General features: G+C 73.2%; 18 protein-coding genes. 17 read left to right on the forward strand and 1 reads right to left on the reverse strand.

Features of this window, described 5'->3' with window-relative positions; all coding sequences use genetic code 11:
• Positions 1–2: 2 nt before the first annotated feature.
• The 13 genes from rpoZ to IE290_RS35885 all read left to right on the forward strand — a co-directional run bounded on the left by rpoZ (position 3) and on the right by IE290_RS35885 (position 13,551).
• Positions 3–275: a DNA-directed RNA polymerase subunit omega gene (gene rpoZ / locus IE290_RS35825; protein WP_017983069.1), complete on the forward strand. Its 273-nt coding sequence runs from the start codon at positions 3–5 to the stop codon at positions 273–275.
• Positions 268–1,488, forward strand: a complete 1,221-nt coding sequence (gene coaBC, locus IE290_RS35830) for a bifunctional phosphopantothenoylcysteine decarboxylase/phosphopantothenate--cysteine ligase CoaBC (RefSeq protein ID WP_229874915.1) — start codon at positions 268–270, stop codon at positions 1,486–1,488. The genes rpoZ and coaBC overlap by 8 nt, the downstream gene beginning before the upstream one ends.
• A 57-nt stretch (positions 1,489–1,545) precedes the next feature.
• A complete protein-coding gene (metK, locus tag IE290_RS35835; protein ID WP_191249182.1) occupies positions 1,546–2,748 on the forward strand; it encodes a methionine adenosyltransferase in 1,203 nt (400 codons plus the stop codon).
• 217 nt (positions 2,749–2,965) lie between these two features.
• Positions 2,966–5,032, forward strand: a complete 2,067-nt coding sequence (locus IE290_RS35840) for a primosomal protein N' (RefSeq protein WP_191249183.1) — start codon at positions 2,966–2,968, stop codon at positions 5,030–5,032.
• Between the two features lie 146 nt (positions 5,033–5,178).
• Positions 5,179–6,954, forward strand: a complete 1,776-nt coding sequence (gene ggt / locus IE290_RS35845; RefSeq protein ID WP_191249184.1) for a gamma-glutamyltransferase — start codon at positions 5,179–5,181, stop codon at positions 6,952–6,954.
• Between the two features lie 82 nt (positions 6,955–7,036).
• Positions 7,037–7,963 (forward strand): methionyl-tRNA formyltransferase, encoded by a 927-nt coding sequence (gene fmt / locus IE290_RS35850; RefSeq protein ID WP_191249185.1) that lies wholly within the window; start codon positions 7,037–7,039, stop codon positions 7,961–7,963.
• On the forward strand, positions 7,960–9,375 hold the full coding sequence (locus IE290_RS35855) for an RsmB/NOP family class I SAM-dependent RNA methyltransferase (protein ID WP_191249186.1): 1,416 nt from the start codon (positions 7,960–7,962) through the stop codon (positions 9,373–9,375). The genes fmt and IE290_RS35855 overlap by 4 nt, the downstream gene beginning before the upstream one ends.
• On the forward strand, positions 9,372–9,881 hold the full coding sequence (locus IE290_RS35860) for a flavoprotein (RefSeq protein WP_191249187.1): 510 nt from the start codon (positions 9,372–9,374) through the stop codon (positions 9,879–9,881). Before IE290_RS35855 ends, IE290_RS35860 begins: the two co-directional genes overlap by 4 nt.
• A gap of 44 nt (positions 9,882–9,925) precedes the next feature.
• Entirely contained in the window at positions 9,926–10,615 is a 690-nt protein-coding gene (gene rpe, locus IE290_RS35865; RefSeq protein ID WP_191249188.1) for a ribulose-phosphate 3-epimerase, read from the forward strand.
• A gap of 20 nt (positions 10,616–10,635) precedes the next feature.
• The gene (locus IE290_RS35870; protein WP_191249189.1) at positions 10,636–11,271 is read left to right on the forward strand and encodes a riboflavin synthase; all 636 of its coding nucleotides are present in this window, start codon (positions 10,636–10,638) and stop codon (positions 11,269–11,271) included.
• A 29-nt stretch (positions 11,272–11,300) separates the two neighbouring features.
• Positions 11,301–12,578 carry a bifunctional 3,4-dihydroxy-2-butanone-4-phosphate synthase/GTP cyclohydrolase II gene (locus IE290_RS35875; protein ID WP_191249360.1) on the forward strand — a complete coding sequence of 426 codons (1,278 nt, stop codon included), beginning with the start codon at positions 11,301–11,303 and terminating at the stop codon, positions 12,576–12,578.
• Positions 12,575–13,081: a 6,7-dimethyl-8-ribityllumazine synthase gene (gene ribH / locus IE290_RS35880; RefSeq protein WP_191249190.1), complete on the forward strand. Its 507-nt coding sequence runs from the start codon at positions 12,575–12,577 to the stop codon at positions 13,079–13,081. The genes IE290_RS35875 and ribH overlap by 4 nt, the downstream gene beginning before the upstream one ends.
• Positions 13,078–13,551: a PH domain-containing protein gene (locus tag IE290_RS35885; RefSeq protein ID WP_191249191.1), complete on the forward strand. Its 474-nt coding sequence runs from the start codon at positions 13,078–13,080 to the stop codon at positions 13,549–13,551. The genes ribH and IE290_RS35885 overlap by 4 nt, the downstream gene beginning before the upstream one ends.
• A 15-nt stretch (positions 13,552–13,566) precedes the next feature.
• On the opposite strand, the gene IE290_RS35890 is transcribed toward IE290_RS35885, so the two are convergent.
• A complete protein-coding gene (locus IE290_RS35890; RefSeq protein ID WP_191249192.1) occupies positions 13,567–14,343 on the reverse strand; it encodes an exodeoxyribonuclease III in 777 nt (258 codons plus the stop codon).
• 90 nt (positions 14,344–14,433) lie between these two features.
• Between IE290_RS35890 and uvrC the strand changes: the two genes are divergently transcribed.
• From uvrC to whiA, 4 genes are read left to right on the forward strand one after another with little or no spacing between them, the layout of a single operon-like run.
• Entirely contained in the window at positions 14,434–16,377 is a 1,944-nt protein-coding gene (gene uvrC, locus IE290_RS35895; RefSeq protein ID WP_191249193.1) for an excinuclease ABC subunit UvrC, read from the forward strand.
• 35 nt (positions 16,378–16,412) lie between these two features.
• Complete coding sequence (gene rapZ, locus IE290_RS35900) at positions 16,413–17,270, forward strand: RNase adapter RapZ (RefSeq protein ID WP_051079538.1); 858 nt, start codon at positions 16,413–16,415, stop codon at positions 17,268–17,270.
• 8 nt (positions 17,271–17,278) lie between these two features.
• On the forward strand, positions 17,279–18,244 hold the full coding sequence (locus IE290_RS35905) for a gluconeogenesis factor YvcK family protein (protein WP_191249361.1): 966 nt from the start codon (positions 17,279–17,281) through the stop codon (positions 18,242–18,244).
• 9 nt (positions 18,245–18,253) lie between these two features.
• Positions 18,254–19,240 carry a DNA-binding protein WhiA gene (whiA, locus tag IE290_RS35910; protein WP_094008096.1) on the forward strand — a complete coding sequence of 329 codons (987 nt, stop codon included), beginning with the start codon at positions 18,254–18,256 and terminating at the stop codon, positions 19,238–19,240.
• Positions 19,241–19,641 lie beyond the last annotated feature (401 nt).

A 19,641-nucleotide genomic window follows, 5' to 3' on the forward strand; every position in this document is an offset into this window, starting at 1 on the left:
GCGTGACCGCATCGCTCGGCATTTACGGCGAGGAACTCGAGGGCATCACCAACCCGCCGATCGACGACCTCCTGGCCAAGGTCAGCTCGAAGTACGCGCTGGTGATCTACGCCGCGAAGCGCGCCCGTCAGATCAACGACTACTACGCCCAGCTCGGCGAGGGCCTGCTCGAGTACGTCGGCCCGCTCGTGGAGCCGGGCCCGCGCGAGAAGCCGCTGTCGATCGCGCTGCGCGAGATCCACGCCGGCCTGCTCGAGCACACCGAGGGTGAGTAAACCTCGCGTCGTGCTCGGGGTGGGCGGCGGGATCGCCGCCTACAAGGCCTGTGAGGTGCTGCGCGGGCTGACCGAGTCCGGTCACGACGTCCGCGTGGTGCCCACCGAGGCCGCGCTGAAGTTCGTCGGCGCGGCCACCTTCGAGGCGCTGTCCGGCCACCCGGTGCACACCGGCGTGTTCACCGAGGTGGACCAGGTGCAGCACGTCCGCATCGGCAAGGAAGCGGACCTGGTGCTGGTCGTCCCGGCGACCGCGGACCTGCTGGCCCGTGCGGCCCAGGGCCGGGCCGACGACCTGCTCACCGGCACGCTGCTCACCGCGCGCTGCCCGGTCGCCTTCTTCCCGGCCATGCACACCGAGATGTGGGAGCACCCGGCCACCCGGGACAACGTGGCTTTGCTGCGGTCCCGGGGCGCCGTGGTCACCGAGCCCGCCGCGGGACGGCTCACCGGCGCCGACACCGGCAAGGGACGGCTGGCCGACCCGGCCGAGATCGTCGACCTCGCCCGGCTGCTGCTGGCCGCGCCGAACGCGCTGCCGCGCGACCTGGAGGGCCTGCGCGTCGTCGTCTCCGCCGGCGGCACCCGGGAGCCGCTGGACCCGGTCCGCTACCTGGGCAACCGCTCGTCGGGCAAGCAGGGCTACGCGCTGGCCCGCGTCGCCGCGCAGCGGGGCGCCGAGGTCACGCTGGTGGCCGGGCACACCGTCGAGCTGCCCGAGCCGGCCGGCGCCGTGCTGCGGCGCGTGTCCACGGCCGAGCAGATGCGCGAGGCCGTCGCCGAGGCCGCCAAGGAGGCGGACGTCGTGGTGATGGCCGCCGCCGTCGCCGATTTTCGTCCCGCGAGCCGATCCGGCCACAAAATCAAGAAAACGGACGACCAGCCGGATCCGGTCATCACGCTTTCCCGAAATCCGGACATTCTCGCGGAGCTGGTAACGAATCGATTGCCGGGACAGGTCATTGTCGGTTTCGCCGCGGAAACGGGCGACGAGCGCGGTAGCGTACTCGACCACGGCCGTGCCAAACTGCGGCGCAAGGGCTGTGACCTGCTGGTTCTCAACGCCGTCGGGGATGGTCGGGCGTTCGAGGTCGAGGAGAACGCGGGCTGGCTGCTGGCCGCCGACGGCACCGAGCGGCCTATCCCGCTGGGCTCCAAAGCGCAACTGGCGGCCGCGGTGTGGGACGCCGTCGGGGAATTTCTCAGGCACTGACCGGCGCGCCTAGTCTGGACGCCGGAGGGACAGAAGAGTTGATGGGATGTGAGCGTGGTGACCGCGTCTAACCGCAGGTTGTTCACTTCGGAGTCGGTGACCGAGGGGCACCCGGACAAGATCTGTGACGCCATCAGCGACTCGATCCTGGACGCCCTCCTGGCCAAGGACCCGCGCTCCCGCGTCGCGGTGGAGACGCTGATCACCACGGGGCAGGTGCACGTCGCCGGCGAGGTGACCACCGAGGCCTACGCCGACATCCCGACGATCGTGCGCGAGCGGATCCTCGACATCGGCTACGACTCCTCCGCCAAGGGCTTCGACGGCAACTCCTGCGGCGTGAACGTCGCCATCGGCGCGCAGTCCCCGGACATCGCGCAAGGCGTGGACACCGCCTACGAGTCGCGCGTGGAGAACGCGATCGACGAGATCGACCGGCAGGGCGCCGGCGACCAGGGCCTGATGTTCGGCTACGCCTGCTCGGACACGCCCGAGCTGATGCCGCTGCCGATCGCGCTGGCCCACCGCCTGTCCCGCCGGCTGGCCCGCGTGCGCAAGGACGGCGTGCTGCCCTACCTGCGCCCGGACGGCAAGACCCAGGTCACCATCGAGTACGCCGGCGACCAGCCGGTGCGGCTGGACACCGTCGTGGTGTCCACCCAGCACGCCGACGGCATCGACCTGGACACCATGCTCGGCGTCGACGTGCGCGAGCAGGTCGTGATGCCCGAGCTGAACGAGGTCCCGCTCGACCACAGCGACGTGAAGCTGCTGGTCAACCCCACCGGCCGGTTCGTCATCGGCGGCCCGATGGGTGACGCCGGGCTGACCGGCCGCAAGATCATCGTGGACACCTACGGCGGCATGGCCCGCCACGGTGGTGGCGCGTTCTCCGGCAAGGACCCGTCGAAGGTGGACCGCTCGGCGGCCTACGCGATGCGCTGGGTCGCCAAGAACGTCGTCGCCGCGGGCCTGGCCGGGCGGGTCGAGGTGCAGGTCGCCTACGCGATCGGCAAGGCCTCGCCGGTCGGCCTGTTCGTGGAGACCTTCGGCACCGAGACCGTCGACCCGGCCAAGATCCAGGCCGCCATCACCGAGGTGTTCGACCTGCGCCCGGCCGCGATCATCCGCGACCTGGACCTGCTGCACCCGATCTACGCCGCGACGGCCGCCTACGGCCACTTCGGCCGCACCGACGTCAAGCTGCCGTGGGAGAACACCGACCGCGCAGACGCGCTGCGCTCGCTCGCCGGGGCGTAAGGAGATGCCGCGACTGGCCTGCGAAGCGGTGCGGGTGGCGGAACCTCAGACGTCCCCTCGCTGTGGGATCGCCTCCTCATGAATGCCAATTCACCACGTCGGCGCTGTCCTCGCGAGGGAACGTCTGAGAACCCGCGGCGGTGCCGGCTGCGTAGGTGGTGAGGAGCGGCTACTGCCGCTTCTCAAGGACCCGGGCGCGTCTGGTAGAGAACGAAGCGTGACCTCTTCCGACGCGCTCTGGGACCTGCCCGCGCCCCCCAAGCGGGCCGCGGCCGGGAAGCGTCCCGCGTCCCGGAAGGGGCAGCAGAAGCCGGCGGAGCGCGACCCCATCGCGCGCATCGTCGTGGACGTGCCGCTGGCGCACCTGGACCGCACGTTCGACTACCAGGTGCCGGACAAGCTGGACGCCGACGCGGTGCCCGGCTGCCGGGTGCGGGTGCGGTTCGCCGGGCAGCTGGTCGACGGGTTCCTCGTCGAGCGGGCCGCGACCACCGAGCACAAGGGGCGGCTGGCGTTCCTGGAGCGGGTCACCTCGCCCGAACCGGTGCTGTCGCCGACGCTGTTCGCGCTGGCCCGGCGCGTCGCCGACCACTACGGCGGCACGCTGATGGACGTGCTGCGCCTGGCGATCCCGCCCCGGCACGCCAAGGCCGAGTCCGAGCCACCGCGCGACCCGGTGCGGGTGACCGAGGCGCCGTCGGTGCAGGCGTGGCAGCGGTACCAGTTCGGGACGTCGTTCACCGACGCGTTGCGCGCCGCGCGGCAGGCGCACGCCGTGTGGCAGGCGCTGCCGGGGGAGGACTGGCCGGCGCGGCTGGCCGAACTGGCGGCTCTCGCAGCCGCTTCCGGCCGGGGGGCGTTGCTGGTGGTGCCGGACCACCGCGACCTGACGCGGGTGCACGACGCGTGCGTGCGGGTGGCCGGGGCCGACGCGGTGGTGGCGTTGTCCGCGGACACCGGGCCGGCCGAACGGTACCGGCGGTGGCTCGCGGTGTCCCGGGGTTCGGTGCCGATCGTGGTCGGCACCCGCGCGGCGATGTTCGCGCCGGTCGCCGACCCCGGGCTGTTCGTGGTGTGGGACGACGGCGACGACCTGCACGTCGACCCGCACATGCCATATCCGCAGGTGCGGGACGTGCTGGCGTTGCGGGCCCACGCCCAGGGCGCGTCGTTCGTCGCCGGCGGGTTCGCCCGGACCGCGGAGGCCCAGCTGCTGGTCGAGACGCGGTGGGCCCATCCGATCATCGGATCGCGGGACGAGCTGCGGAAGGCGGCGCCGCGGGTCACGCCGGTGGGCGAGGACTTCGACGTGGCGCGCGACGAGGCGGCGCGCGTGGCCCGGCTGCCGTCGGTGGCGTTCGAGGCCGCGCGGCAGTCGTTGTCCGCCGGGGCGCCGGTGCTGGTGCAGGTTCCGCGGCGGGGTTACGTGCCCGCGCTCGCGTGCGCGCAGTGCCGGACGCCCGCCCACTGCCGCCGGTGCGCCGGGCCGCTCGGGTTGCCGGGCGGGGCGGGGGCGGACGTGGCGCACCCGCCGAGCTGCCGGTGGTGTGGCACGCCGGAGGCGCATTTCCGGTGCCCGGCCTGCGGTTCGGCACGGCTGCGGGCGGTGGTCGTCGGTGCGAAGCGGACCGCGGAGGAGCTGGGCCGGGCGTTCCCGGGGGTGCCGGTGCGGACGTCGGGGGCGCGGGAGGTGCTGGCTTCCGTGCCCGGGCGGCCCGCGCTCGTGGTCTGCACACCCGGGGCCGAGCCGGTGGCCGAGGGCAGTTACGGCGCGGCGCTGCTGCTGGACGGCTGGGCGTTGCTGGGGCGGCAGGACCTGCGCGCCGCCGAGGAAACGCTGCGGCGGTGGATGGCGGCGGCGGCCCTGGTGCGGCCGTCGTCGGCGGGTGGCCGGGTGGTCGTCGGCGCGGAGGCCCCGCTGGCGCCGGTGCAGGCCCTGGTCCGCTGGGATCCGGCCTGGCACGCCGAGCGGGAACTGGCGGAGCGGCGCGAACTGGGCTTCCCGCCGGTGGTCCGGATGGCGAGCGTGGAGGGCTCCCCCGAGGCGGTGGCCGCACTGCTGGAGGAGACGGACCTGCCGCCGTCCGCGGAGATCCTGGGCCCGGTGCCGCTGACCGAGCCCGACGAGGAGGGCCGCTCCGAACGGGAGCGCGCCCTGATCCGCGTCCCCCGCGGCGACGGCCGGGCGCTGGCGTCCCGCCTCGCCGCGGCGCAAGCGGCCCGCGCCGCACGCAAAGATCCCGCGACGGTCCGCATCCAGCTGGACCCGCTGGAGCTGATTTAGCGCAGGTCGCGTGGCGGCGCCGCCCCCCGGTGCAGCGCCACCGCGCCCCCCGCCACGGGCGGGGCAAGCGCCCGGCGCTGATCCTGACCCCGGCGATCATCCGCTTCGGGTTGAGCGCCGGGCCGGAACCAGGCAGACTGCCCGAAATGCGGACTCTGCGTGGTGTCGCGGTTCTCGTCAGTGCGGTCCTGCTCGCCCCGGGCGTCGCGTACGCCGAGCAAGCCCCGCCGAAACAGCCGGTCGCCGTCGGGTTCGGGGGGGCGGTCGCCAGCATCGACGCCGACGCCACCGCCATCGGCACCCGGGTCCTGGCCGAGGGCGGCAACGCGGTCGACGCGGCCGTCGCCACCGCCGCGGCCCTCGGCGTCACCGACCCGTTCTCGGCCGGCATCGGCGGCGGCGGGTTCTTCGTCTACTACGACGCCCGCACCCACCAGGTGCACACCCTCGACGGCCGGGAAACCGCGCCCGCGTCCGCCGACGAGAACCTCTTCGTCGAGAACGGCGCGCCGATCTCGTTCGCCGAGGCCGTCACCAGCGGCCTGTCCGTCGGCGTCCCGGGCACGCCCGCCACCTGGCAGGACGCGCTGCGCAAGTGGGGCACCCGGCCGCTGAACCAGATGCTGCGCCCCGCCGCGCGCCTGGCCCGCGACGGCTTCACCGTCGACCAGACCTTCCACACCCAGATCGCCAACAACGCGCAGCGCTTCTCGGCGTTCCCGAGCACGCGCGAGCTGTACCTGCCCGGCGGCGCGCCGCCCGCGGTGGGCAGCACGTTCACCAACCCGGACCTGGCCGCCACCTACGAAACGCTCGCCCGCCAGGGCGCCCGCGCCCTCTACCGCGGCCCGATCGCCGAGGAGATCGCCGCGACCGTGCAGCAGCCGCCGGTCGATCCGGCCGCCGGCCTCAACGTCCGGCCCGGCAAGCTCACCACCGACGACATCGCCGCGTACCGCACCATCGAGCGGGAACCCACCCACACGCGCTACCGCGGCCTCGACGTCTACGGCATGCCGGCGCCGTCCTCGGGCGGGCTCACCGTCGGCGAGGCGCTGAACATCCTGGAGAACTTCGACGTCGCGCGCTTCGGCGAGGCCGACTACCTGCACCACTTCCTGGAGGCCAGCCGGCTGGCGTTCGCCGACCGCAACCGGTGGATCGGCGACCCGGCGTTCGTCGACGTGCCCGCGCGCCAGCTGCTCAGCCAGCGGTTCGCGGACAGCCGCGCATGCCTGATCGACCCGGACCGCGCCGCCACCGGAACCGTCGCCGCTGGCGACCCGCGCCACCCGCAGCCGTGCGCGGCCGGGGCCGCGGCGCCGACCCCGTACGAGGGCGAGAACACCACGCACCTGACCGTCGCCGACCGGTGGGGCAACGTGGTCGCCTACACGCTGACCATCGAGCAGGAGGGCGGCAGCGGCATCGTCGTGCCCGGCCGCGGGTTCCTGCTGAACAACGAGCTGACCGACTTCTCCTTCACCCCGGTCACCCCGGGCGTGCCCGACCCGAACCTGCCCGGCCCCGGCAAGCGCCCGCGGTCGTCGATGGCGCCGACGATCGTGCTCGAGCACGGCAAGCCGCTGCTGGCCGCCGGGTCGCCCGGCGGTGCCTCGATCATCACCACGGTGCTGCAGGTGCTGCTCGGCCGCCTGGACCGCGGGCTGACGCTGGAGGAGGCGATCGCCGCGCCGCGGGCCTCGCAGCGCAACTCCGGGCCCGCCCAGGTCGAACCGGCGTTCCTCGCGCTGCGGGAGTCCTCGGACCTGCGCGCGCGGGGCCAGCTGTTCTCGTCGACCCCGGCCGAGATCGGCGCCGCCACGGGCGTGGAGCGCCTGCCGGACGGCCGGTGGCTCGCCGCGGCGGAACCGGTACGCCGCGGCGGAGGAGCGGCGCAGGTGGTGCACCCCGCGCCCTGATCCGGCCGGGCGGGCCGCCGGGGCCGGTCACTAGACTGGCTCCGATGCCCACCTCCTCCACACCCGCCGCCGAGGTGCGTTGATGCGCCTCGTCTTCGCCGGTACCCCCGAACCCGCCGTGCCGTCGCTGCGGGCGCTGCTCGACTCGCCGCGGCACGAGGTCGTCGCCGTCGTCACGCGGCCCGACGCGCCCGCCGGCCGGGGCCGCAAGCTCCTGCGCTCACCCGTCGGCGCGCTGGCCGACGAACACGGCATCGAGGTCCTCACCCCGGCCAAGGCCGGCGACCCCGAGTTCCTCGCGCGCCTGACCGAGCTCGCCCCGGACGCCTGCCCGGTCGTCGCCTACGGGGCGCTCCTGCCGCAGCGTGCCCTGGACATCCCGCGGCACGGCTGGATCAACCTGCACTTCTCGCTGCTGCCCGCGTGGCGCGGCGCCGCCCCCGTGCAGGCCGCGATCCGCGCCGGCGACGAGATCACCGGCGCCTCCACCTTCCGCATCGTCAAGGAACTCGACGCCGGCCCGGTCTTCGGCGTCGTCACCGAGAAGATCGCCGACGACGACACCGCCGGCGCGCTCCTGGACCGCCTGGCGGTCTCCGGCGCCCGCCTCCTGGTGTCCACATTGGATGGCATCGAGGACGGCGAGGTCCAGGCGGTGCCCCAGCCCGCCGACGGCATCACCTACGCCCCCAAGGTCGCCGTCGACGACGCGCGCGTCACCTTCACCGCCCCGGCGGCCGCGGTCGACCGCCTGATCCGCGCGGTCACCCCGGAACCCGGCGCGTGGACGGAGTTCCGCGGCGAACGCCTCAAGCTCGGCCCGGTCACGATCGTCGACGAGCCCGCGCTGGAGCCGGGCGAGCTGCGCGTCGAGCGCAAGCGCGTCCTGGCCGGCACCGCGACGAAACCGGTGCGGCTGGGCGAGGTCCAGGCACAGGGCAAGAAACGCATGGCGGCCACCGACTGGGCCCGCGGCACCCGCATCGAGCAAGGAGAACGGCTGTCATGAACGAGCGCAGGCCCTCCCGGCCCCAGCGCGGCCGCCCGGCGCCCCGCAAACAGGGCCCCCGCCGCCCGCCGGCCGAGGACCCGGCGCGCCGGGTCGCGCTGGACGTGCTGCGCGCCGTCCGCCAGCGCGACGCCTACGCCAACCTCGTGCTGCCCGACATGCTCCGCCGCAACCGCCTGTCCGGTCGCGACGCCGCGCTGGCCACCGAGCTCGCCTACGGCGCCTCCCGCGCTCAGGGCATGCTCGACGCCATCATCGCCGCGTGCCTGGACCGCCCGCTCGACAAGGTCGACGGCCCGGTCCTGGACTGCCTCCGGCTGGGCGCCTACCAGCTGCTGCGCACCCGCATCCCGGAGCACGCCGCGGTCACCTCGACCGTCGACCTGGCCCGCGCCGACGCCGGTTCGCACGTCGCCGGGTTCGTCAACGCCGTCCTGCGCAAGATCTCCGAGCAGGACGAGGACGCCTGGATGGCGCAGCTGACCCCGGACCGCGAGTCCGACCCGATCGGGCACCTCGCGATGCGCACCGCCCACCCGCGCTGGGTGGCGCGCGCGTTCGCCGAGGCCCTCGGCGACAAGGGCGACGACCTGCGGGCGGCGCTGGAAGCCGACGACGCCCGCCCGGCCGTCCACCTGGCCGCCCGCCCGGGTGAGATCAGCGCCGACGAACTCGCCGCCATCACCGGCGGCGACGTCGCCCCGTACTCGCCCTACGGCGTGCACCTGCCCGCCGGCTCCGGCGACCCGGGCGACTCCGAGCCCATCCGCGAGCGCCTGGCCGTGGTGCAGGACGAGGGCAGCCAGCTGTGCGCCGTCGCGCTCACCCGGGTGCCGCTGGAGGGCTCCGACGAGCGCTGGCTCGACCTGTGTGCGGGCCCCGGCGGCAAGGCCGGGATGCTCGGCGCCCTGGCCGCGACGCAGGGCGCGCACGTCGACGCCGTCGAGCAGGCCCCGCACCGCGCGAAGCTCGTCGAGCAGGCCACCGAGGGCCTCCCGGTGACCGTGCACGTCGCCGACGGCCGCGACCCCGGCCTCGAACCCGGCTACGACCGCGTCCTGGTCGACGCGCCGTGCACCGGGCTGGGCGCGCTGCGGCGCCGCCCGGAGGCGCGCTGGCGGCGCCAGCCCTCCGACGTGCCGGACCTGACCCGGCTGCAGGGCGAGCTGCTCACCGCGGCGCTGGAGCTGACCCGCCCCGGTGGGGTGGTGGCCTACGTCGTGTGCTCGCCGCACCTGGCTGAGACCGAGGGCGTGGTCGGCGAGATCGCCCGCCGCACCAAGGCCGAGGTGCTGGACACGCGCGAGTTCTTCCCCGGCGTGCCCCACCTGGGCGAGGGACCGTACGTGCAGCTGTGGCCGCACCGGCACGGCACGGACGCGATGTTCTGCGCCGTGCTGCGCAAGCCGTGAGCGTCCTGGGCCTGGTCGGCAGCTCGTGTGGGGGACTGGACACCCGGTTCCGCGCCGAGCTGGCCGCGCCGGCCGCCGCCCGCGGCCACCGGCTCGCCGTCACGCTCACCCCGACCGCCCACCGGTGGCTGGACGCCGCCGGGGAGCTGGACGGGCTGGCCGCCCTGACCGACCTGCCGGTCCGCTCCGCCTCGCGCCTGCCCGGCGAGCCGCGGCCGCACCCGGACCCGCCGGTCTTCCTGTTCGCACCGGCCTCGGCCAACTCGGTCGCCAAGCTCGCGCTCGGCATCGCCGACAACCAGGCCCTCACCGTCCTGGGTGACGTGCTCGGCGACCCGGCCGTCACGGTCATCCTCGGCTACCAGGTCACCGACGCCCGGTTCCGGCACCCGGCCTGGCGGCGGCACCTGGACACCCTCGCCGAGGCCGGGGTGCGGGTGCGGCGGCTGGAGTACGGCAAGCCCTGGTCGGAGATCCTGGACCTGCTGCCGGCGCCCACAGGATGAGTGGGGCCACGGCTGCCCGGACCCACGATCTACACTCCGTAACCGTGGCCCACCGACCTCTCATCGCGCCGAGCATCCTGTCCGCCGACTTCGCCCGTCTGGGCGAGGAGATCCACGCCATCGCCGGCGACGGCCCCGCCCGCGCCGACTGGGTCCACGTGGACGTCATGGACAACCACTTCGTGCCCAACCTGACGCTGGGCCTGCCGGTCGTGCAGTCGCTGCTCAAGACCACGGACATCCCGCTGGACTGCCACCTGATGATCGAGGACCCGGACCGCTGGGCCATCGGCTACGCCGAGGCCGGCGCCTACAACGTCACCGTGCACGTGGAGGCCGCCGCCGACCCGGTGATGCTGGCGAAGAACCTGCGCGCCGCGGGCGCCAAGGCCGGTCTGTCCATCAAACCGGGCACGCCGCTGGAAGACCACGTCGAGACGCTCAAGCACTACGACACCCTGCTGGTGATGTCGGTCGAGCCGGGCTTCGGCGGCCAGTCGTTCATCCCGGACGTGCTGGAGAAGGTCCGCACCGCCCGCCGCCTGGTCGACACCGGCCACCTCAAGCTCGTCGTCGAGATCGACGGCGGCATCAACGCCGACACGATCGAGCAGGCCGCCGAAGCCGGGGTGGACTGCTTCGTCGCCGGCTCGGCCGTCTACGGCGCGGAAGACCCCGGCAAGGCCGTCGCGGCCCTGCGCGAACGTGCCGCCCGCGTCGGCGCGGCACACTGACACCGACAAGGAGGCCGCCAGTGTTCACCGGCATCGTGGAGGAGCTCGGCGAGATCACCGCCGTCGAGCAGGTTCCGGGCGCCGCGCGGCTCACCGTGCGCGGGCCCGTGGTGACCTCCGACGCCAAGCACGGCGACTCGATCGCCGTCAGCGGGGTGTGCCTGACCGTCGTCGACGTGTTCGGCTCCGAGTTCACCGTCGACGTGGTGCCCGAGACGCTGCAGCGCTCCCGGCTGGCCAAGATCGCCGTGGGGGACCGGGTGAACCTGGAGCGGGCGACCGCGGTGGGGGACCGGCTCGGCGGGCACATCATGCAGGGCCACGTCGACGGCACCGGGGTGTTCCTGTCCCGCGACGCGGCCGGGCTCACCCGGTTCGCGCTGCCGGAGGGGTTGTCCCGCTACATCGTGGAGAAGGGCTCGATCGCGGTCGACGGCATCTCGCTGACCGTGACGAGTGTGACGAACGACGAGTTCTCCGTGGCGCTGATTCCGACGACACTGGAACTGACCACCCTCGGCCGTGCCGAGCCGGGTGATCTGGTGAACCTCGAGGTCGACGTGCTCGCCAAGTACGTGGAGAAGCTCGCGACGCCCCATCTGCCCGGCCGCACGGAGCACACTGGAGCCGGGGCAGGCTCGAAGGAGGACGCGTGAGCAGCGCAGGGACACCGTGCGGGACGGGGGTGCCGGTCGACATCGCCGGCATCGAGAAGGCGATCGCGGACATCGCCGCCGGGCGGCCGGTGGTCGTCGTCGACGACGAGGACCGCGAGAACGAGGGCGACCTGATCTTCGCCGCCGAGAAGGCGACGCCGGAGCTGCTCGCCTTCATGGTGCGCTACACCTCGGGGTACGTCTGCGTGGCGCTCACCGAGCAGGACTGCGACCGGCTGGACCTGCCGCCGATGTACCACACGAACCAGGACCAGCGCGGCACCGCGTACACGGTCACGGTGGACGCGGCCGAGGGCATCACCACCGGCATCTCCGCCGCCGACCGGGCGCACACGATCCGGCTGCTGGCCGACCCGAAGTCGCAGGCCGGTGACTTCCGACGGCCGGGGCACGTGGTCCCGCTGCGCGCCAAGGAGGGCGGCGTGCTGCGCCGCCCCGGGCACACCGAGGCCTCGGTCGACCTGGCCCGCATGGCCGGTCTGCACCCGGCCGGTGTGCTGTGCGAGATCGTCTCCCAGAAGGACGAGGGGGACATGGCGCGCCGGGACGAGCTGGAGGTGTTCGCCTCCGACCACGACCTGCAGATCATCACGATCGCCGACCTGATCGCCTACCGGCGCCGGCACGAGAAGCAGGTCGAGCGCGTCGCCGAGGCCCGCATCCCGCTCGAGGCCGGCGTGTTCCGCGCGGTCGGCTACGACAGCCTGCTGGACGGCATCGAGCACGTCGCGTTCGTCTACGGCGAGATCGGCGACGGCGAGGACATCCTGGTCCGGGTGCACTCGGAGTGCCTCACCGGTGACGTGTTCGGCTCGCTGCGCTGCGACTGCGGCCCGCAGCTGGAGGCCGCGCTGCGGATCGTCGCCGACGAGGGCCGCGGCGTGGTGCTCTACATCCGCGGTCACGAGGGCCGCGGCATCGGGCTGCTGCACAAGCTGCAGGCCTACCAGCTGCAGGACCTGGGCGCGGACACGGTGGACGCGAACCTGGCCCTCGGCGTGCCGGCGGACGCCCGCGACTACGGCACGGGCGCGCAGATCCTGTGCGACCTGGGCGTTCGGTCGATGCGGCTGCTGACCAACAACCCGGCGAAGCGGATCGGCCTGGAGGGCTACGGCCTGAAGGTCACCGGCCGGGTGCCGCTGCCGATCTCGCCGAACCCGGAGAACCTGCGTTACCTGCGCACCAAGCGGGACCGGATGGGCCACGACCTGTCCAACCTGGAGGAGTTCGACCAGGTCGGCGCGGACCTGGAGGCACGGAACGGGAACGGTGCATCCCAGTGAGTGGTGAAGGCAGGCCGGACGTCGAGCTCGACCTGAGCGAGTGCGAGAACCTCCGGCTGGCGATCGTGGCGACGCGGTGGCACGCGAAGATCACCGACGCGCTGCTGGACAACGCGCTGAAGGCGGCGCGGGAGGCGAAGTTGTCCGAGGAGCCGACCGTGGTGCGCGTCGCCGGCGCCGTCGAGCTGCCGGTCGTGGCGCAGGCGCTGGCCCGCACGCACGACGCGGTGGTCGCGCTCGGCGTGGTCATCCGCGGCGGCACCCCGCACTTCGAGTACGTGTGCGACGCCGTGACGGCCGGCCTGACGCGAGTCGCGCTGGACGAGGGCACCCCGGTCGGCAACGGGGTGCTCACCTGCGACACCGAGCAGCAGGCGCTGGACCGGTCCGGCCTGCCCGGGTCGAAGGAGGACAAGGGCCGCGAGGCCACGCAGGCGGCGCTGGACGCGGCGCACGTGCTGCGGACGCTGCGGCAGCCGTGGACCGATCGGAAGTTCGTGTGAGCGCTGCCGTGACGGAGAAGTCGGAGAAGTCGGAGGCCGTGGTGTTCCGGCCGCACCGGGCGACGTGGATGTCGGCGATCCTGGCGGTCGTGCTGCTCGCGGTGTTCGTGGTGGTGGCGATCCTGTTGCGCGGCTCCGACACCGGCGTGATCTTCCAGCGCTCCGACCAGGTGGCGATGGTGTTCATCGGCCTGCTCCTGGCCGGGGCGACGATGCTGTTCGCGACGCCCCGGGTGCGCGCGGACGCCTCCGGGGTGCAGGTGCGCAACGTCCTGGTGGGGCGGCGGTTCAGCTGGCTGGAGGTGCTGTCGGTGAGCTTCCCCGACGGCGCCTCGTTCGCCCGGCTGGAGCTGCCCGAGGACGAGTACTACGCGATGCTCGCGATCCAGGCCGTGGACCGCGACCGCGCGGTGGAGGCCGTGCGCACGCTGCGCCGCCTGCACAAGGAGGCCTGGGCCGCCCAGGACTGAGCGGCCCGCCCCGGCTCAGAGCGTCAGGTCCACCACCACCGGCGCGTGGTCGGAGGTGCCCTTGCCCTTGCGGGCCTCCCGGTCCACGTACGCGTCGCTCACCGAGCCGGCGAACTTCGCCGACGCGTAGACCAGGTCGATGCGCATCCCGTTGTTCTTCGGGAACGCCAGCTGCCGGTAGTCCCAGTAGGTGTAGGGCGTGTCGTACTTCAGCGCGCGCGGCATCACGTCGGTCAGGCCCGCCTCGCGCAGCGCCGCCAACGCGGCCCGCTCGGCCTCGGTCACGTGTGTCATGCCGTCGAACAGCGTGATGTCCCAGACGTCGTCGTCGGTGGGCGCGATGTTGAAGTCACCCAGCACGGCGAACGGCCGGTCCTGAACGGCCTCGGCCGCCACGGTCGCGCGCAGCGCCTCCAGCCACCGCAGCTTGTACGCGTAGTGCGGGTGCGACGGTTCGCGCCCGTTGGGCACGTACACCGACCACAGCCGCACCCCGCCGCAGGTCGCGCCGATCGCGCGCGGCTCGGAGGCGTCGTCGAACGTCGGCTCGCCGTCCAGCCCGCGCCGCACGTCCTCCAGCCCGACGCGCGACAGGATCGCCACGCCGTTCCACCGGCCGGTCCCGTAGGCCGCCACCTCGTAGCCGGCCTGCGCGACCTCGGCGGGGAACGCCTCCGTCGCGCACTTCAGCTCCTGCAGGCACACCACGTCCGGCTCGGCGGATTCCAGCCAGGACAGCAGCTTCGGGAGCCGCGCGGTGACGGAGTTGACGTTCCAGGTGGCGATGCGCATGATCCCGAGAATCGCATACCCGCCCGGCCCGGACGCACGCGGCGGGAGGGGTGCGTCGGACTGTCACACCCGAGCCATAGGCTGGAGGGCGTGGCTGACCCGTCCACCTACCGTCCCTCGCCGGGGAGCATCCCGGACGAGCCCGGCGTCTACAAGTTCCGCGACGCGACCAAGCGGGTCATCTACGTCGGCAAGGCCAAGAGCCTGCGCAGCAGGCTGAACTCCTACTTCGCCGACCTGTCCGGGCTGCACCCGCGCACCCGGCAGATGGTGACCACCGCGGCCAGCGTCGAGTGGACCGTGGTGTCCACCGAGGTCGAGGCGCTCCAGCTGGAGTACAACTGGATCAAGGAGTTCGACCCGCGGTTCAACGTCCGCTACCGCGACGACAAGTCCTACCCTGTGCTGGCGGTGACGCTGCACGAGGAGTTCCCGCGGCTGCACGTCTACCGCGGCCCGCGCAAGAAGGGCGTGCGCTACTTCGGCCCGTACGCCCACGCGTGGGCGATCCGCGAGACGCTCGACCTGCTGCTGCGCGTGTTCCCGGCGCGCACCTGCTCAAACGGCGTGTTCCGCCGGCACGGCCAGATCGGCCGGCCGTGCCTGCTCGGCTACATCGACAAGTGCTCCGCGCCGTGCGTGGGCAAGGTCAGCGCCGAGGAGCACCGGCGGATCGTCGAGGACTTCTGCGACTTCCTCTCCGGCCGCACCGACGCGATGGTGCGCAAGCTCGAAAAGGACATGGCCGAGGCCGCCGAGAACCTGGAGTTCGAGAAGGCCGCCCGGCTGCGCGACGACATCGGCGCGCTGCGGCGGGCCATGGAGAAGCAGGCCGTGGTGCTCGGCGACGGCACGGACGCCGACCTGGTCGCGTTCGCCCACGACGAGCTGGAGGCCGCCGTCCAGGTCTTCCACGTCCGCGGCGGCCGGGTGCGCGGCCAGCGCGGCTGGGTGATCGACAAGGCCGACGAGATGGGCGTGGCCGACCTGGTCGAGCAGTTCCTCACCCAGTTCTACGGCGAGCAGGTCGAGCTGGCCGAGCAGGGCACCGACCTGGGCACGCCCGTGCCGCGCGAGGTGCTGGTGCCGGAACTGCCCGACGACGCCGAGGCGATGACCGAGTGGCTGTCCGGGCTGCGCGGCTCCCGGGTGCAGCTGCGGGTGCCGCAGCGCGGGGACAAGCGCGCCCTGGCCGAGACGGTGCAGCGCAACGCCGAGGAGGCGTTCCAGCAGCACAAGCTGCGCCGCGCCGGTGACCTGACGGCCCGGTCGGCGGCGCTGGCGGAGCTGCAGGAGCACCTCGGGCTGGACAGCGCGCCGCTGCGCATCGAGTGCGTCGACATCAGCCACACCCAGGGCACCGACGTGGTCGCCTCGCTGGTGGTGTTCGAAGACGGCGTGGCACGCAAGTCGGAGTACCGCCGGTTCGCGTTGCGGGAGGCGGCCACGGAGGGGGATGTCGCCTCCATTGCCGAGGTCGTGCGGCGGCGGTTCGCTCGCTACCAGACCGAAACGCAGGAGGGCCTGGCCGGCGAGAAGCCGGGCATCGACCCGGAGACCGGACGGCCGCGCAAGTTCGCCTACCCGCCGAACCTGCTCGTGGTGGACGGCGCGGGCCCGCAGGCGACGGCGGCGGCGGACGTGCTGGCGGAGATGGGCATCACCGACATCGCCGTGGTGGGCCTGGCCAAGCGGCTGGAGGAGGTGTGGCTGCCCGGTGACCCGGACCCGGTGATCCTGCCGCGCACCTCCGAGGCGCTGTACCTGCTGCAGCGGGTGCGGGACGAGGCGCACCGGTTCGCCATCGCCTACCACCGGCAGAAGCGCGCCAAGCGCGTGCAGGTGTCCGCTTTGGACGGTGTGCCGGGGCTGGGGCAGGCGCGGCGGGCCGCGTTGATCAAGCACTTCGGGTCGGTGAAGCGGCTGAAGGAAGCAGGGGTGGACGAGATCGCGGAGGTGCCGGGCGTGGGGAAGCGCACCGCCGAAGCGATCTTCGCCGCGTTGGCCTCAGGTGGGGAGTCGGAGCAGAAGTGACGGGAGAGACGATGGCCGAGGACCGCGGCACCGGCATGGAGGTGGCGGTGGTGACCGGCCTGTCCGGCGCCGGCCGCAGCACGGCCGCGAAGTGCCTGGAGGATCTGGGCTGGTTCGTGGTGGACAACCTGCCGCCGGAGCTGATCGCGACGATGGTCGAGCTGGGGGCGCAGGCCCGCGGCGCGATCACGAAGGTGGCCGTGGTGATGGACGTGCGCTCGCGCGCGTTCACCGACGACCTGTCGTCGATCATCAAGGACCTCGACGCGCGCGGCTACAAGCCGCGGGTGCTGTTCCTGGAGGCCACCGACGCGGTGCTGGTGCGCCGGTTCGAGCAGGTGCGCCGCGGCCACCCGCTGCAGGGCGACGGCCGGCTGATCGACGGCATCACCGCCGAGCGCCAGATGCTCGCGCCGCTGCGCGAGGAGGCCGACCTGGTGCTGGAAACCTCCGCGCTGTCGGTGCACGACCTGCGCGCGAAGATCGAGGACGCGTTCGGCACGGAGTCGGCGACGCAGACCCGGGTCACCGTGCTGTCGTTCGGCTACAAGTACGGCCTGCCGATGGACGCCGACCTGGTGATGGACGTGCGGTTCCTGCCCAACCCGTTCTGGATCCCCGAGCTGCGCGACCACACCGGCCTGGACGCCGAGGTGCGCAACTACGTGCTGTCCCAGGAGGGCGCCGAGGAGTTCCTCGACCGCTACCACCAGCTGCTGCGCCTGATCGGCGCCGGCTACCGGCGCGAGGGCAAGCGGTACCTGACGTTGGCGGTGGGCTGCACCGGCGGGAAGCACCGGAGTGTGGCGATCTCCGAGGAGCTGTCCCGGCTGCTGTCCAATGAGGACGGTATGGCGGTGAAGGTGATCCACCGGGACCTGGGACGCGAGTGACCGGGCCGTTGCGAGCCGTCGCGCTGGGCGGCGGGCACGGGCTGCACGCGACGCTGACCGCGCTGCGGCGGCTGACCCCGGACGTGACCGCGGTGGTCACGGTCGCCGACGACGGCGGCTCGTCCGGGCGGCTGCGGCGGGAGCTGGGCCTGCTGCCGCCGGGGGACCTGCGGCAGGCGCTGTCCGCGCTGGCGGTCGCCGAGACGGGCGAGTCGTTGTGGGCGGAGGTGTTCCAGCACCGGTTCGGCGGCAGCGGCGCCCTCACCGGGCACGCGGTGGGCAACCTGGTGCTGGCCGGGTTGTTCGAGGTGCTGGGCGATCCGGTGGCCGCGCTGGACGAGGCGCGCCGGCTGCTGGGCGTGTCCGGGCGGGTGCTGCCGATGTCGCCGGAGCCGCTGGAGATCGAGGCGGAGGTGTCCGGCCTCGACGACGACGGGTCGTTGCGCCGCATCCGCGGGCAGGTCGCGGTCGCCAGCACACCGGGGCGGGTCGAGCGGATCACGCTGCGCACGCCGCGGCGGCCGGGTGGGGTGCCGGCGGCGTGCGACGAGGCGGTGCGGGCCGTGCTGGACGCCGAGGCGGTGTTCCTGGGGCCGGGTTCGTGGTTCACCAGCGTCATCCCGCACCTGATGGTGCCCGGGTTGCACGACGCGCTGATGCGCACGGCGGCGACGAAGATCGTGGTCCTGAACCTCGTCCCTCAGCCGGGTGAGACGGCGGGGTTCTCACCCGAACGGCACTTGGACGTACTCTTCCAGCACGCGCCCGGGCTGCGGGTGGACGCGGTGATCGCCGACCGGGACTCGGTGCCGGCACCGGGCCGCCTGCGGGACGCGGCGGCGGGACTGGGGGCCAAGGCGCTTCTGGCGGATGTGGCGGACCCTGGTCGCGAGGGTGTGCACGATCCGGATGCGCTGGCGAGCTGTGTGCGGGAAGCTCTCGGTCTCAGCGGGACCGAGGGCCGGAAAGGGTAGGGAGGGGCCATGGCGATGACCGCCGCCGTGAAGGACGAGCTCAGCAGGCTGCAGATCACGAAGATCGGGCCGCGCCGGTCCGAAGTCGCGTCGATGCTGCGCTTCGCCGGTGGCCTGCACATCGTGGGGGGACGGGTGGTGGTGGAGGCCGAACTCGACACGGGTTCGGTCGCGCGGCGCCTGCGCAAGGAGATCCACGAGCTGTACGGCCACCATTCGGACGTGCACGTGCTGTCCGCGGGCGGGCTGCGCAAGACGACGAGGTACATCGTCCGGGTGGTTCAGGACGGGGAGAGCCTGGCCCGGCAGACGGGCCTGATCGACCAGCGGGGCCGTCCGGTGCGGGGTCTGCCGGCCGCGGTGGTGTCCGGCGGGATCGCCGACGCCGAGGCCGCGTGGCGGGGTGCGTTCCTGGCGCACGGTTCGCTGACCGAGCCCGGCCGGTCGTCTTCGCTGGAGGTCACCTGCCCCGGGCCGGAGGCCGCGCTGGCGCTGGTGGGGGCGGCCCGGCGGATGGGCATCCAGGCGAAGTCGCGTGAGGTGCGCGGGGCCGACCGGGTGGTGGTCCGCGACGGCGACGCCATCGGTGCGCTGCTGACCCGCCTGGGCGCGCACGCGAGCGTCCTGCAGTGGGAGGAGCGCCGGATGCGGCGCGAGGTCCGCGCGACGGCGAACCGCCTGGCCAACTTCGACGACGCGAACCTGCGCCGGAGCGCCCGGGCAGCGGTCGCGGCGGCCGCCAGGGTGGAACGAGCGCTGGACATCCTGGCCGACACCGCACCCGAGCACCTGCTCGCCGCCGGACGGTTGAGGCTGGAGAACCGTCAGGCGTCCCTGGAGGAGCTGGGCCAGCTGGCCGACCCGCCGATGACGAAGGACGCGGTGGCCGGAAGGATCCGAAGGCTCCTGGCGATGGCCGACAAGCGGGCGAAGGAACTGAACATCCCGGACACCGAAAGCGCCGTCACCCCGGAAATGCTCGAAGAAAGCGTCTAAAGACGCGCCGTGCAGTGAACCAAAGCGGAGCTGGGTGGTCATCCCGTCGCCTGACACCGGAACGATCACCTTGAGCCAGGGCCGCAACCCTCGCTGGGTGGTGAGTTGACATGCCAACCTTGCGGCCCTGGCTCAAGGTGATATGCACAAACCGCAGGCGACGGGATGACCACCCAGCTCCCACCCACCCGAGGTGAGCCGACAACGGTCCCCGTCATCCCGGAGCCTGCCCGTCCGGCGAGGACATCTTTTGATCTTTAGAGGTGACTCGAGGCAGGCGAAGAGTCCGCCCTACGGGCGGAAAGCGCCTCACGGCGCCGAAAGGTCACCTTACGACCACCCCCGCCCCCGCTCCTTGATTGTGTTTCAGTCGCCGAGCAGGCGTGTCAAGGCGGGAAAGA

It is taken from the genome of Amycolatopsis deserti, from assembly GCF_014653945.1.
GTDB lineage: Bacteria > Actinomycetota > Actinomycetes > Mycobacteriales > Pseudonocardiaceae > Amycolatopsis_E > Amycolatopsis_E deserti.